Raw genomic sequence first — 15,571 nt, forward strand, 5'->3', positions numbered from 1 at the left:
TGTTAAAAGATTTGTCTGATATGAAGCAAAACTTTATGATGCATAAAAAATATTTGTGTCTGTTGGTGGTGGCCATCTTTTCTGCCACAGTTTTTGCACAAAAAGCAGAACGTGACCATATCCGGAAGGGAAACCGTTATTTTAAAGATAGCGTTTACGTAGATGCAGAGGTTAACTACCGTAAAGCGTTAGAAGTCAACCCTAAGTCTACCATTGCAATGTTCAATCTGGGAAATACACTTTTGTGGCAGAATAAGTTACAAGAAGCTATGGACCAATATGTCAGTGCGGCACATATTGAGAAGGATAAGGGGCGAAAGGCTCAAATCTTTCACAATATCGGTATCATTTTTCATTCGCAGAAAGAATATGCCAAGGCTATTGAAGCTTACAAAGAATCGCTCCGCAATAATCCCAAGGACGATGAAACGCGTTACAACTTGGCTTTAGCTCAGAAAATGCTGAAAGACCAACAACAAAACCAACAAAATCAGAATCAGCAGAATCAAGATCAACAGCAGCAGAAACAGGAGCAGCAAAAGCAAGAGCAACAGCAAGATCAGCAGAAGGATCAACAACAACCGAAGGACCAGAATCAGAAAGACAATCAGATGTCCAAAGAAAATGCCGAACAATTACTGAATTCTGTGATGCAGGATGAAAAGAATGTGCAAGATAAAGTAAAAAAGCAGCAAATCATTCGGGGCAGCAAGTTGGAAAAAGACTGGTAAACGTGAGTAAATGAAAAAAATGTACGCAAAAATATGAAAAGGATTATTTCTTTATGGGCCATGTTGTTGATGGCCTGCCTGACCATTTGGGCTGATGAAGTGACATTTACGGCATCAGCTCCCGATGCAGTAGCCGTGGGAGACCAATTCCGGTTGTCTTATACAGTTACAACGCAAAAAGTGAGAGATTTCCGGGCTCCATCAATCAAAGGGTTCGATGTACTGATGGGGCCTAGCCGTTCGGAACAGACCAGTATGCAAATGATAAACGGAAAAACCACTTCTACGCAAAGCATTACATTTACATACATTCTGATGGCTACGACTGAAGGGACTTTTACTCTACCGGGAGCAACCGTGACAGCTGACGGTAATCAGATGGTTTCTAATTCAGTGACCATTAAGGTCTTGCCTGCCGACAAATCCTCCGGGTCTAATGGAACAACGGCTGCTGGCAACACCTCTATCTCCAAGAACAATCTTTTTATTACAGCTACAGTAAATAAAACCAATGTCTATGAACAGGAAGCTATCTTGTTGACTTACAAAATATATACTCAAGTAGATTTGCGTGCCTTTGATAATGTGAAGCTGCCAGATTTCAAGGGATTCCATTCACAGGAAGTGGAATTGCCTGCTAACCGGCATTGGGGTTTGGAGCATTACAAAGGGCGTAATTATCAGACAACCATTTATCGTCAGTTTGTGCTTTTCCCACAGCAAACAGGTAAACTCACTATAGATGCAGCTCGTTTTGATGCATCTATAGCTGTTGCCAACCAAACGATTGATCCGTTTGAAGCTTTTTTCAATGGGGGAAGCAATATGACGGAAGTCAAAAAATCTCTTTTTACTCCTGTACAAACAATCGAGGTCAAGGCTTTGCCTGACAAACCTGCTGGCTTTTCTGGTGGAGTGGGGGATTTTAGCTTGTCGTCGTCTATAAACAGCACAAATGTTAAAACCAACGATGCCATTACGGTGAAGTTGGTTGTTTCGGGCACGGGAAATCTGAAGTTGGTTGCTGATCCTGAAGTTAAATTCCCGGAAGACTTCGAAATTTATGACCCTAAGAGTGACAATAAGTTTCGTCTGACCACCGAAGGATTGTCGGGAAGCAAAGTTATCGAATACTTAGCCATTCCTCGTAATGCGGGGGATTATAAAATTCCTCCTGTAGAATTTACATATTTTGATATAAAATCTAAAACGTATAAAACCCTTAAATCGGAGGGATACAACATACATGTGGAAAAAGGAGAAGGCAATGCCACTCAAACAATTGCTAACTTCACTAATAAAGAAGAATTGAAAGTCTTAAATGAAGACATACGCTTTATAAAACAAAATCCTGTAAAGCTAATTCCGCGTGGAGAGTTTTTCTTCGGAACGTTTGGATATATCTTATGCTATCTGATACCTGTACTTATTTTCATCATTCTCTTTATTATCTACCGTAAGCAGATTGCAGCCAATGCCAATTTGGCGAGAGTACGCACGCGCAAAGCGAATAAAGTAGCCGTAAAGCGCCTGAAAATGGCTGGTAAGCTGTTGTCAGACAACAAGAAAGATGAATTCTATGATGAAGTTTTAAAAGCTTTGTGGGGATATGTCAGTGATAAGTTAAACATTCCGACCTCGCAACTTTCTAAAGACAATATTGAAGAGGAATTGCGCAGTTATGGTGTTGCAGATAATTTGATAGCGGAATTTTTGAGTGCATTGAATAATTGTGAATTTGCGCGTTTTGCTCCTTCCGATAATAATCAGGGTATGGACAAAATATACCAAGCAGCATTAGAAGTTATTAGCAAAATGGAAAATTCTATTAAACATTGAATAAGAGAATGATAGATATGAAAAAGATATTATTTATTGCTTTGCTTACGCTCATCTCCAATTGGGCTCAAGGACAAAAGATGCTAGTAGACACAATATCAAACGATAGTGTGACTACAGCAGAAAGTTTTGTTTCTTTCAATCCAGATCAGGTAACGAAAGCTGCCGGAGACAGTGCTTATCTGCGTAATGATTTTCAGACAGCGATTCAGATTTATGAAGCACTTTTGAAACAAGGTGAAGCTGCCGAGGTATATTATAACTTAGGCAATAGTTATTACAAAATTAATGATATTGCTCATGCTATTCTTAATTATGAACGAGCCTTGTTGCTTTCGCCCGGTAACAGTGATATCCGCGCCAATTTGGAGATAGCTCGTGCTAAAACAATTGATAAGATTGCATCTATTCCTGATATATTTTTCATAGGTTGGTTTAAAACTCTTATTAATAGTTTGAGTATTGATGCTTGGTCTTATTTGGCTATTGTATGTTTTGTATTCTTTCTATTATGCTTAGGCTTGTTTTTCTATTCCAAATCTGTAAGAGGGAAGAAGATTGGTTTTATCAGTGGGTTCATTTTACTAATTATTGTAATTCTCTGTAATGTGTTTGCCTTACAGCAAAAGAAAAACCTTACCAATCGTTTTAAGGCTATTGTTATAGCTCCAAGTGTTACTGTTCATAGTACTCCAAGTGAGAGTGGTACCAATTTATTCATCTTACATGAAGGACATAAAGTAGAGATCAAAGATAATACCATGCATGAGTGGAAGGAAATCCGTTTGGAAGACGGAAAAGTTGGTTGGCTTCCGTCATCAGCCATTGAAGTCATTTGACATTTCGAATAGTTTAATGATGCCAATAAAAGAGAAATAAACCATAGGTTTTAAACCTTTATATACCACAATAGCGATTGTCACTATGAACCCAATAGTTGCAGTCGCTATTGTTTAGTTGAATCGTAACCATCCGAAATCATCCGTGTTTCAAAACATTGTTTTTTAATAGTTTGTAAATAATCTGCATTATGTTTAATATGATAACTTGATATGGCAGGGACGAAAGATTGCCAAGATCAGGAAGAAAATCAACACTAGGCCCAGGGAAAGGCTCAATTTCCTGACGCCTAAGGAGGTCTTTTTCAAAAATATTTCGTAATGTTGCACTCGCTGGTTGACTCTGCCAGCTCATTTTCTTGACGCCTAAATGAAAAAAGATAGCTCTTTTATTTTGAGAAATCATTTTTTTCTTCTAAGTTTATGGCGTAAATATGCAACAAAATTATTAACCTTCAATTTTTACAAATATGAGAGCAATAACATTCAATGAACTTAGAAAGATTAAAGATTCCCTGCCTGATGGTAGCATGCACAGAATAGCCGATGAATTGGGCTTAGACGTTGACACTGTGCGCAATTTCTTTGGGGGACAGAATTTCAAGGAAGGTAAAAGCGTTGGCATTCATTTAGAACCAGGTCCAGATGGTGGCTTGGTTATGCTTGATGACACAACAGTACTTGATTGGGCGTTAAAGATATTAGATGAGGAAGCTCGTGCATCAGATTAAGCAAGAATAAAGTAAATAAACTCGTGTCTAAGGAAACTATAAGACAGAAAGAGTCAAGCGAACATGGTTGAATTTAGCAATGCTGTCCAACAATGTTCGCTTGACGCATTTTAGGAAATAGTCTGAAGAAAATTAATTATTCATCAACTTTTCTATTTCTTCAAATTCTGCACCCATTTGCAGGTTATAGTAAACACTGTATAAGCCATTTACCCACAAATCTTTTTGGTCAGGTTTCAATTCTCTAGCCTTTTCATAATAAGGCTTAGCCTGTTCATAGAAAGATTTTAAAGTAGCTTGGTCTTCTTTATATTTAGGATCATTTACATCACTTGTAGCACTGGTCGAGAAATTTTGTGCCTTGAGGCAGTAAATCAAGCCTACGTTAGAATAAGCTTCTGCATAATTAGGATCTACTTCAATGGTTTTCTTATAATATTCCAGTGCATTATCATAATCTTCCATATTATGATACAAGTATCCTTTTACATAAAGATTGAAAGCATTATTAGGATCCTTAGCTAACATTTCATCTGCAAAAGCCATCGCATCATCAAATTTTTTGCTGTTGCTGTAGTAATCAATAAGATTTCCAAAGAAGAATGGATGTTCAGGATATTTCTCGACACCTTCCTTTAAAGATTCAACCCATTTAGCTGTATCACCTTCTGTTTTAAGGGCTGTAGAATAGAACTCCATTGCATATTTTCCAACTTCCTTATCATCTTTTGCAACAGGGGCATACTTCATGACACTGGGATAATCTTCTAATTTCATGGCGGCTAATGCTGCATAATAAGCAATTTGCGGCATCAGTGTATCAGCTTTTACGATTTCATTGTCAGCGAACATTGGATGGCTGGCGATATCTACATAAGTAGAAAAGAAATCGAGTGCTTCTTTGTTCTTATCTTCATTGAAGAACTGAATACCACCATTAATCAGATTGCCACGTTCGCCTAAAATGGCAGCAGCATTCGCTTTGCGGTACTTATTCTTGATTTTACCCTTTTCATTGGGAATCTGTGCCAATTCATCGCATTTGAAATAGTATTTGCACATGTTTAAGGCGCTGTTATACACTTGCAGTGTGTCGTAAGGCTTGCGCAAATAGGCATTTTCCATTTCTTTTTCGCTCCGTCTTTTTTGGATAAAGCCGGCTACATTCCACGTTTCAGCTTGGTCTTTAGTTTCAGGATTGGTCAAGGCTCCATTGATTAATTCTTCTGCCTTGGCAAAATCCGGAGTAACTCCATTGGCAATTTTCTTGGCCTCTTTTACAGCTTTCTCTTGTGCAAAAGCAGTAAAACTTGCCGCCAATAACAAAATTACAGAAAATACAATTTTTCTCATAATTGTAAGATAATTAAAAGATTAATGATTATGTCTATTCATTGTTTTCTTCGTCATTTATTGTGCCATTGTCTTCCAAAGCTTCTTCTGCTGTTTCTGAAGTCACCTTGCAGACTGAGCCAATTTCGTCATTACGCTTTTCCAAGTTAATGAGTCGCACACCTTGGGTGGCACGCCCCATCACACGTACATCTGCTACTTTCAGGCGGATAGTAATACCAGACTTATTAATAATCATCAAATCGTTTTCGTCCGTTACAGATTTGATTGCGACCAGTTCGCCGGTTTTTTCAGTGATATTCAGCGTCTTCACGCCTTTTCCACCACGATTGGTGATGCGATAGTCTTCCAACTCAGAACGTTTGCCATAGCCCTGTTCCGACACAACCATAATGGTTTCCGTTGCTGAGTCTTTGATGCAAATCATGCCCACTACTTCATCATTTCCGTCTTCATCAAGAGTCATGCCGCGAACACCTGTAGCTGTGCGCCCCATTACACGTACGGCATTTTCATGGAAACGAATAGCACGTCCCTTACGGTTAGCTATGATGATTTCATTATTTCCATTCGTCATACGTACTTCGATTACTTCATCGCCTTCACGCAAAGTGATAGCGTTTACACCGTTTTGGCGGGGACGTGAATATTGCTCCAACAAGGTTTTCTTGATGACGCCCTGACGGGTACAGAAAAGTACATAGTGCGAGTTAATGAACTCCTGATCATTTAGATTCTTAACACGCAAGTATGCATTCACTGCATCATCTGGATCGATATTCAACAGATTTTGGATAGCACGTCCTTTGGCATTTTTAGCTCCTTCAGGAATCTCATATACCTTGAGCCAGTAGCATTTTCCCTTTTTGGTGAAAAACAGCATCGTGTTGTGCATCGTGGCAGGATAAATGTGTTCCACAAAGTCCTGTTCCCTTGTGTCTGAGCCCTTTGAGCCTACCCCACCCCGATTCTGTGCATGAAATTCGCTCAAAGGCGTACGCTTAATATAGCCCATGTGCGAAATGGTAATAATCATTTCGTCATCAGCATAGAAATCTTCGGGATTAAATTCTTCGGATGAATAAACAATTTCCGAACGGCGTGGGTCGCCATATTTTTCTTTCACCACCAACAGTTCGTCTTTTATGACTTTACGGCACAACTCCTCATCAGCCAAAATTTGCTCGTAGTAAGCGATTTTTTTCTGAATTTCGTCATATTCGGCATGTAGCTGTTCTTGTTGGAGTCCCGTAAGCTGTCGCAGACGCATTTCCACAATAGCACGTGACTGCATTTCGGACAGTTGAAACCGGTTCATAAGGTTGTTCACTGCCTCATTGGGGGTTTGAGAAGCCCGGATAATGCGAATTACTTCATCGATATTATCTGAGGCAATGATAAGACCTTCTAATATGTGGGCACGTTCCTGAGCTTTGCGCAAGTCGAATTTCGTGCGACGAATGACTACCTCGTGACGATGTTCTACAAAGTAACGTATAAGGTCTTTCAGGTTAAGCACGCGGGGGCGTCCATGCACCAGAGCCACATTGTTGACACTGAACGATGTCTGCAGTTGTGTCATTTTATACAACTTGTTCAGTACTACACTGGCATTGGCATCCCGTTTTACATCAATGACAATGCGCATGCCCTGACGGTCTGATTCATCGTTAGCGTTGGATATTCCTTCTATCTTCTTTTCGTTAGCCAGATTGGCAATATCCTTGATAAGTTCGGCTTTATTAACCCCATACGGTATTTCGGAAACCACGATTTTGTCGTGCGTCGTACCGGTCTCAATTTCAGCCTTTGCGCGCATGATGACACGCCCTCTTCCTGTGGTATAGGCCTCACGCACACCGCTCATGCCATAAATATAACCTCCCGTGGGGAAATCTGGAGCTTTTACATAATTCATCAGCTCCTCAATGCTTATATCATTATTGTCAATATAGGCTACACATGCATCTATTACTTCGCTCAGGTTGTGTGTCGGCATATTAGTCGCCATACCTACAGCTATGCCTGAAGCGCCATTTACCAATAAACTGGGAATGCGGGTTGGCATTACGGTCGGTTCCTGCAATGTATCATCGAAGTTGTTCTGCATGTCCACCGTTTCCTTATCGATGTCCTGCATCATGTCTTCACCGATTTTGCGCAAACGACATTCCGTGTAACGCATCGCCGCTGGACTGTCGCCATCCACGGAACCATAGTTACCTTGGCCGTCCACCAGCATGTAACGCATGGACCACCATTGTGCCATGCGGACGAGGGCGCCGTACACCGACGAATCGCCGTGCGGGTGGTACTTACCCAGCACCTCACCCACTACTCTTGCCGATTTTTTATAAGGTTTGTCAGACGTATTTCCCAACCCCATCATGCCGAAAAGAATGCGGCGGTGTACGGGTTTGAAACCGTCACGTACATCGGGAAGGGCACGTGCTACAATGACCGACATAGAGTAGTCAATGTACGATGACTTCATTTCCTCCTCGATGTTTACTTTTATAATTCTGTCTTGTTCAACCATTTACAATTATTGATTAATTAATTATGTGCGGTTCGCAGAAAAACCACGCTAAGGTAAGACTTTTTTTCGATATACGAAAGTTTTCAGCCAAAAACTTGCCTTGGAGCCCTTGTGCGTTTCGGTTACATTCCAGTCTTGATAAAGATTCACAGCATGCAGAGGCGTATTTTTCAGAGGGAGAAATGCCTGTGTTTAACCTTTGCAATACTTTGGCATGCTATTTGTAGGAATTACATAAAAAAGGTCAGCAGATAACGCAGATATGATATTATATGCGTATCTTTGCCGACTGATAATCTCAAAACGAATACGGAGAATAAAAAAATCATGGAAAATCAATTTTCACAACGAGTTTCAGACATCATCACATACAGCAAAGAGGAAGCCAACCGACTGAAAAGCAGAGCTATCGGCCCGGAGCACCTGCTACTGGCCCTTCTGCGCCAGGGCAATGGCAAGGCAATAGATGTGCTTGACCGTTTGGGGGTGGACAGAAAGAAGTTGAAACAGCGCATTGAACACTATCTGGAAATACAGGCAGACCACTCCTTAGAGGCCGATGCAGACATTCCGTTGTCGCCCGTAGCCTCCCGGATTCTCAAAATTTGTATGCTTGAAGCCCGCTTGCTTAAGAGCCCCTCAGTAGATACAGAACATATCTTGTTGGCAATCTTAAAAGACGGGGACAACTTAGCGGCGAGTGTATTAGAAGAAACGGGTGCTGACTATCAAACCGTCTTTGACCTGGTGTCAATGAAGTCGGCCAACCCCACAGCGGGTATGGGCTATCCAGACGATGAAGAAGAAGACGAGATGGAAGACGGAGCAGGTCGCCAGTCGGCGTCGGGCAACCGGCAACAGTCGGCCCAGGCAACCCCCGGTAAGTCGGCAGGAAGTGATACGCCCGTACTTGACAATTTTGGCACCGACATGACCCGCGCTGCTGCCGAGGGCAAGCTGGATCCTGTGGTGGGACGTGAGCGTGAGATAGAGCGTGTCGCACAGATTTTGAGCCGCCGTAAGAAAAATAATCCGGTACTTATAGGTGAGCCGGGTGTCGGTAAGTCGGCCATCGTAGAAGGGTTAGCCCTGCGCATCACACAACGCAAGGTATCACGGGTTTTGTTCAACAAGCGTGTCATTATGCTCGATATGGCTTCCGTGGTGGCCGGAACAAAATACCGCGGACAGTTCGAAGAACGCATCCGGTCCATCATCAATGAGTTGCAGAATAACCCTAATGTCATTCTTTTCATTGACGAGATACACACCATGGTGGGAGCCGGAGCAGCTACCGGCTCGATGGATGCGGCCAATATGCTGAAACCGGCTCTGGCGCGTGGTGAGATACAATGCATCGGTGCCACTACTCTTGATGAATACAGAAAAAGCATTGAAAAAGATGGAGCATTGGAGCGACGTTTCCAAAAAATCATCGTTGAACCTACTACGGCAGACGAAACTTTGCAAATTCTGAGAAATATCGAAGAAAAATATGAGGAACATCATAATGTGACTTATACAGATGCGGCTCTTGAAGCTTGTGTCAAATTGACAGAGCGGTATATCACCGACCGGCATTTCCCCGACAAAGCCATTGATGCGTTGGATGAAGCCGGTTCGCGCGTGCATCTTACTCATATAAGTGTTCCTAAGGAGATTGAAGAACAGGAAAAACTGATTGAAGAGGCACGTCGTTTGAAGGCTGAAGCGGTGAAATCGCAGAATTTTGAGCTGGCGGCCGGTTATCGTGACCAGGAACGCGAGGCAACAAACCGGTTGGATGCCATGAAGGCTGAATGGGAAACCCGGGTTAAGGAAGCGCGTCAAGTGGTGGATGAAGACGAAATAGCCAATGCTGTGTCTATGATGTCGGGAGTGCCCGTACAGCGTATGGCGCAAGCCGAGGGAGTTAAGCTGGCGGGTATGAAAGACGCCCTGCAGAGCCAGGTCATCGGACAAGATACTGCTATTGAGAAAGTTGTAAAAGCCATATTGCGAAGCCGGGTGGGCCTGAAAGACCCCAACCGTCCTATTGGAACCTTTATGTTCCTGGGACCTACGGGCGTAGGAAAGACTCATCTGGCCAAACAGCTGGCCAAATATATGTTTGGATCTTCGGATGCTTTGATACGTATCGACATGAGCGAGTATATGGAGAAATATACAGTATCGCGCATGATTGGTGCCGCTCCCGGATATGTAGGTTATGAAGAAGGAGGACAGCTTACCGAAAAAGTACGTCGGCGTCCCTACTCTATCGTGTTGTTAGATGAGATTGAAAAGGCGCATCCAGATGTGTTCAACATCCTTTTGCAAGTGTTGGACGAAGGCAGGTTGACTGACAATGCCGGCCGCACCATCGACTTCAAGAATACAGTCATTATCATGACTTCAAACATCGGCACCCGTCAGCTCAAGGATTTTGGGCGCGGCATCGGATTTGCTGCACAGAACCGTGGCGCTGATGATAAAGAGTATTCGCGCGGTGTCATACAAAAAGCTCTCAACAAGAGTTTCTCGCCTGAGTTCCTGAACCGTTTGGATGAAATCATAACTTTCGACCAGCTTTCGTTGGATTCTATCATCCGTATCGTAGACATTGAGCTGAAGGGACTTTACAATCGCTTGGAAGCCATAGGTTTTCATCTGGAGGTGGATGATGCAGCCAAAAACTTTTTAGCGGCTAAGGGATACGATGTGCAGTATGGTGCCCGCCCTCTGAAACGTGCTATCCAGAATTATCTGGAAGATAAACTTTCGGAGCTTATTGTGTCGGGAGCCGTGCAGCCTGGAGATGTGCTTTGCGTATCAGATGCAAAAGATGCACTTGAAATACGTAAGAAAGAGTAATTCGGTAGTTTTTTTGACATATAAAAGCGACAAAGTGTCAGTCCGTGAGGGCTGGCACTTTTTTTGTTGAAATAAGAAGTGCGCATGCTGAGAAATCAAGAATGCGTATTATATTGTTGATTCAAAAATAATATTTTTAAATAGCCATAGATATGCAAAAAGGAAACATTGGGGTAACAACTGAGAACATATTCCCCGTCATAAAGAAATTCTTGTATAGTGACCACGAGATTTTTCTCCGTGAGTTGGTAAGCAATGCAGTGGATGCCACGCAAAAATTAAAAACCCTTTCTTCCATGGGTGACTTCAAAGGTGAGTTGGGTGATTTGACCATACATATTTCCTTGGGTAAGGATACCGTCACTGTGTCAGACCGTGGCTTGGGACTTACTGCTGAAGAAATAGACAAATATATCAATCAAATAGCCTTTTCGGGTGCCAATGATTTTCTGGAGAAGTACAAGAATGATGCAAATGCCATTATCGGCCACTTCGGACTTGGATTTTATTCGGCTTTCATGGTAGCCAAAAAGGTGGAAATCGTCACCAAGTCTTATAAGGAAGATGCTAAAGCAGTAAAATGGACTTGCGATGGAAGCCCAGAGTTTACATTAGAAGATTCCGACCGTACAGACCGTGGGACAGATATTATTCTTTACATAGACGATGACTGTAAGGAATTTCTTGAAGAATCGCGTATTTCCGCCTTGCTGAACAAATATTGCCGCTTCTTGCCCGTTCCTGTGGCATTCGGTAAAAAGAAAGAGTGGAAAGACGGGAAACAGGTTGAAACAGGCGAGGATAACGTTATCAATGATACGACTCCTCTTTGGACGAAGAAGCCCAGCGAATTGAAGGATGAGGATTATAAGAAGTTCTATCGCGACCTCTATCCAATGGCTGATGAACCTCTTTTCTGGATTCATCTGAATGTGGATTATCCTTTCCACCTAACCGGTATCCTATATTTCCCGAAGGTAAAGAGCAACATCGAACTGACGAAGAACAAAATCCAGCTTTATTGCAACCAGGTGTACGTTACCGATTCTGTAGAAGGTATTGTGCCTGATTTCCTCACCCTGCTGCACGGTGTGCTTGATTCGCCGGATATTCCGTTGAATGTATCACGCTCGTATCTGCAAAGCGATTCGAATGTGAAGAAAATCTCGACATACATCACTAAGAAAGTATCCGATCGCTTGCAGAGCATCTTCAAAAACGACCGTAAACAGTTTGAGGAGAAGTGGGACGACTTAAAGATATTCATCGATTACGGCATGTTGACACAAGAAGATTTTTACGACCGTGCCAAAGACTTCGCCTTGCTGGAGGATACCGATAAGAAATATTACACCTTTGATGAATACAAAACTCTCATCAAAGATGCGCAAACAGATAAAGATGGTACGCTTATCTATCTTTATGCCAACAATAAAGATGAACAATACAGCTACATCGAAGCAGCTAAATCCAAAGGGTATAATGTCTTGTTGATGGACGGACAGCTGGATATAGCCGTAGTGAGCATGTTGGAGCAGAAGCTTGAAAAATGCCGCTTCACACGCGTAGACAGTGATGTGATAGATAAACTCATCGTGAAAGAAGACGCAAAAAACGAGGAGTTGGAAGCAGGTAAGCAAGAGGTGCTTTCCATCATGTTTAAGAGCCAATTGCCTAAGATAGAAAAAGCTGAATTCCATATTACAGCCGATTCTCTCGGAGAGAATGCCTTCCCGGTCATGATTACACAGAGTGAGTATATGCGCCGTATGAAGGAGATGGCTAACATACAGTCTGGCATGAGTTTTTATGGTGAGATGCCCGATATGTATAACCTCATCTTGAATTCCGACCATAAACTGGTGAAGGATATCTTGAGCGATGAAAATGCTTCGTGTGAGGATTCGATTGCCCCGATTCAGAAGAGTTTGGACGAAACAGATTCACGCCGAAAGGAATTGCGTAAATCTCAGGAAGGTAAGAAGGATGAAGATATTCCTACTGCCGAGAAAGATGAACTGAGCAGTCTCGACAAGAAATGGGATGAATTGAAGCAACAGAAAGAAAAAGTGCTGGCTGATTATGCGGCAGGCAACAAAGTTGTACGTCAGCTCATTGATTTGGCTTTGCTTCAAAACGGTATGCTGAAAGGAGAAGCGTTGAACAACTTCCTGAAACGTAGCATTGAACTGATTGGATGAGGATAGGCTGACTCAGTAGAGCCATTATAATGGCATTTATCTTCTTTTATCGGCATTGTGGTGTAAAATACAGCCATAATGCCGATTTTTATTTGCTATTATAAAAACTATTTCCTACATTTGAATCGAATTCTAAAACCTGCTTTATTCTTTTTATCTGAAAAACTGACATGAAAAAATCATTTCTACTCTGGGCATTGATGATTCTCTGCTTGCTTCCGGCTGTACAGGCTCAACGTGTAGGCCTGGTGCTGAGCGGAGGTGGGGCCAAGGGGATGACCCATATCGGAATTATCCGCGCCCTCGAAGAAAACGATATTCCCATCGATTATATAGCCGGTACTTCGATGGGGGCCATTATAGGTTCTCTGTATGCAATGGGATATTCGCCCGATGAAATGGAGGAATTGCTGCGTTCGCCAAACTTTAAGCAGTGGTATACGGGAACCGTTGAGCCGGAAAATGCTTACTATTTCAAACATAACCGTCCTACGCCAGAATTCTTCAATCTCCGCTTTTCTTTCCGCGGGTCGGATAAGGTGAAACCTAAAATTCCGACCAACATGATAAATCCCATCCAGATGAACCTGGCTTTTATGATTTTGTTTGGGCAAGCTACAGCTTCGTGTCAGGGAAACTTCAATAACTTGTTTGTGCCGTTCCGGTGCGTGGCATCTGACGTCTACAACAAACGCCCGTTGGTAATGCGTACGGGGGATTTGGGGGATGCTGTGCGCGCCTCGATGAGCTTTCCGTTTGTTTTTAAGCCCATTGAGATAGACAGTGTATTGGTGTATGACGGAGGCATTTACAACAATTTCCCGGCCGATGTGGTATATGAGGATTTTCATCCTGATATCATCATAGGAAGTGTGGTGGCTGACAATCCGAAAAAGCCCCAGGAGGGTAATCTGATGAGTCAGTTGGAAAATATGATTATGCAGAAAACCGACTACACCATTCCGGATTCGGCGGGAATAGTAATGAGTTTTAAGTATAGCGACGTGAATCTGCTTGACTTCAACCGGCTGGACGAGCTCCACGATATAGGCTACAAACGTGCTATCAGTCTGATGGATTCTATTAAAGGACGCATTCACCGGCGGGTTGACAGCAAGGAGGTGCAGTTGCGTCGCAAAATATACCGGCATAATTTGCCCGATTATGTATTCAGGGATATATATATCGAAGGAGCGGATCCGCAGCAGCAGGCCTACATCCGCAAAGAATTTTATGGTGAAGAAGGCGACACGTTCACGATTGACGATGCCAAGCGTGGTTATTTCCGGCTTTTGGCGGACAATATGATTTCTGAGATTATTCCGCATGCCGTCTATAACAGAGACGAGGGTCTGTTCGAACTCCATCTGAAGGTACAGATAGAGAGCAACTTTTCGGTGCGCATCGGTGGAAACGTATCTACCACCAGTTCCAACCAGATATATCTGGGAGTCGGTTATCAGAACTTGGATTTTTATTCTAAGGAAATAATACTTGACGGGCAGTTGGGTAAAATCTACAACAACGCCCAACTGATGGGACGTATTGATTTGCCTACGCGCATTCCTACCTCCTACCGTCTTATTGCCTCTTTCAGTTCTTTTGACTATTACCGCAAGGACAAGCTGTTTTCAAAAAACGATATGCCATCGCTGAATTCAAAAACGGAACGTTTCGTGAAAATGATGGTGGCTCTTCCCTTTTTGTCCAACAAGCGGGCTGAGTTCAGTTTAGGGTATGGGTATCTGGTCGATAACTATTTCCAGACCAAGGTGATTGACTTTAATAATGACAAAGCAGACCGCAGTTCCTATAATTTGTTTGGAGGTGCTGTCGGCTTTTACGGGAGTACGCTCGATACACGTCAGTATGCCATCAGGGGTTACTACGAGAAGCTGATTGCACAGGTTTTCACCGGCAGCGAGCACTACAGGCCAGGAACATCGGCATTTTTTGAAGATTCTCCTTTCAAACAACGCAAGACTTGGTTGCAAATCTCTTACGGAAAGGAATCGTATCATTCCATAAGCCCAAAGTTTACCTTAGGCTGGATGGTGGAGGCACTCTACTCATCCAAAAACTTTTCTACCAATTACACGGCCACTATGATGCAGGCTGGCGAGTTCTCACCCACACCGCATAGTAAGCTGATGTATAATGCGGCCTTTCGTGCCAACCAGTTTGTGGCTGCGGGCATCAAACCTATATGGCGTTTTAGTGATATGTTTCATCTGAGGACAGAACTCTACGGATTTATGCCGATTTTTCCTATTTTGTGTGATGAGCAAAACAATGCTTATTACGGAAAAGCCTTCTCGCGCTTTGAATACATGGGAGAAATATCAGTCGTATGCCGTTTGCCCTTCGGCACCATTGCAGCTTACCTAAATCACTATAGCTCACCGCGTAGGGAGTGGAATGTTGGTCTGACTATTGGCTGGCAGCTGTTCAACTATCGTTTTATTGAATAGTTTTTTTGAAAAAA

General features: G+C 42.7%; 10 protein-coding genes. 7 read left to right on the forward strand and 3 right to left on the reverse strand.

Annotation, left to right across the window (positions count from 1 at the left end; translation table 11 throughout):
• The first annotated feature begins 35 nt into the window (after positions 1-35).
• Genes B5F34_RS07420 through B5F34_RS07430 form a run of 3 tightly spaced genes read left to right on the forward strand, consistent with a single transcriptional unit; the run spans position 36 to position 3,409 of the window.
• Positions 36-731 carry a tetratricopeptide repeat protein gene (locus B5F34_RS07420; RefSeq protein WP_087336925.1) on the forward strand — a complete coding sequence of 232 codons (696 nt, stop codon included), beginning with the start codon at positions 36-38 and terminating at the stop codon, positions 729-731.
• Between the two features lie 33 nt (positions 732-764).
• Entirely contained in the window at positions 765-2,570 is a 1,806-nt protein-coding gene (locus B5F34_RS07425) for a BatD family protein (protein WP_087336740.1), read from the forward strand.
• A gap of 17 nt (positions 2,571-2,587) precedes the next feature.
• Positions 2,588-3,409: a tetratricopeptide repeat protein gene (locus B5F34_RS07430; RefSeq protein WP_087336929.1), complete on the forward strand. Its 822-nt coding sequence runs from the start codon at positions 2,588-2,590 to the stop codon at positions 3,407-3,409.
• 139 nt (positions 3,410-3,548) lie between these two features.
• Here the strand turns inward: B5F34_RS07430 and B5F34_RS17730 are convergent, their stop codons facing one another.
• Positions 3,549-3,815, reverse strand: coding sequence for a hypothetical protein (locus tag B5F34_RS17730; protein WP_087336743.1), 267 nt, complete (start codon positions 3,813-3,815; stop codon positions 3,549-3,551).
• Between the two features lie 64 nt (positions 3,816-3,879).
• Here B5F34_RS17730 and B5F34_RS07440 point away from each other — a divergent pair, with 64 nt between their 5' ends.
• Entirely contained in the window at positions 3,880-4,140 is a 261-nt protein-coding gene (locus B5F34_RS07440) for a DNA-binding protein (protein WP_087336746.1), read from the forward strand.
• A 132-nt stretch (positions 4,141-4,272) separates the two neighbouring features.
• Here B5F34_RS07440 and B5F34_RS07445 read toward each other — a convergent pair whose 3' ends face one another.
• Complete coding sequence (locus tag B5F34_RS07445) at positions 4,273-5,493, reverse strand: tetratricopeptide repeat protein (protein ID WP_087336749.1); 1,221 nt, start codon at positions 5,491-5,493, stop codon at positions 4,273-4,275.
• Between the two features lie 34 nt (positions 5,494-5,527).
• On the reverse strand, positions 5,528-8,032 hold the full coding sequence (gene gyrA / locus B5F34_RS07450; RefSeq protein WP_087336751.1) for a DNA gyrase subunit A: 2,505 nt from the start codon (positions 8,030-8,032) through the stop codon (positions 5,528-5,530).
• Between the two features lie 327 nt (positions 8,033-8,359).
• On the opposite strand from gyrA, the gene B5F34_RS07455 reads away from it, so the two are divergent.
• From B5F34_RS07455 to B5F34_RS07465, 3 genes are all read left to right on the forward strand, one after another.
• Positions 8,360-10,885 carry an ATP-dependent Clp protease ATP-binding subunit gene (locus B5F34_RS07455; RefSeq protein ID WP_087336754.1) on the forward strand — a complete coding sequence of 842 codons (2,526 nt, stop codon included), beginning with the start codon at positions 8,360-8,362 and terminating at the stop codon, positions 10,883-10,885.
• A gap of 152 nt (positions 10,886-11,037) precedes the next feature.
• A complete protein-coding gene (gene htpG / locus B5F34_RS07460) occupies positions 11,038-13,086 on the forward strand; it encodes a molecular chaperone HtpG (protein ID WP_087336757.1) in 2,049 nt (682 codons plus the stop codon).
• 170 nt (positions 13,087-13,256) lie between these two features.
• Entirely contained in the window at positions 13,257-15,557 is a 2,301-nt protein-coding gene (locus B5F34_RS07465; RefSeq protein ID WP_087336759.1) for a patatin-like phospholipase family protein, read from the forward strand.
• Positions 15,558-15,571 lie beyond the last annotated feature (14 nt).

The sequence above is a fragment of the Mediterranea sp. An20 genome (assembly GCF_002160055.1).
GTDB lineage: Bacteria > Bacteroidota > Bacteroidia > Bacteroidales > Bacteroidaceae > Bacteroides > Bacteroides avicola.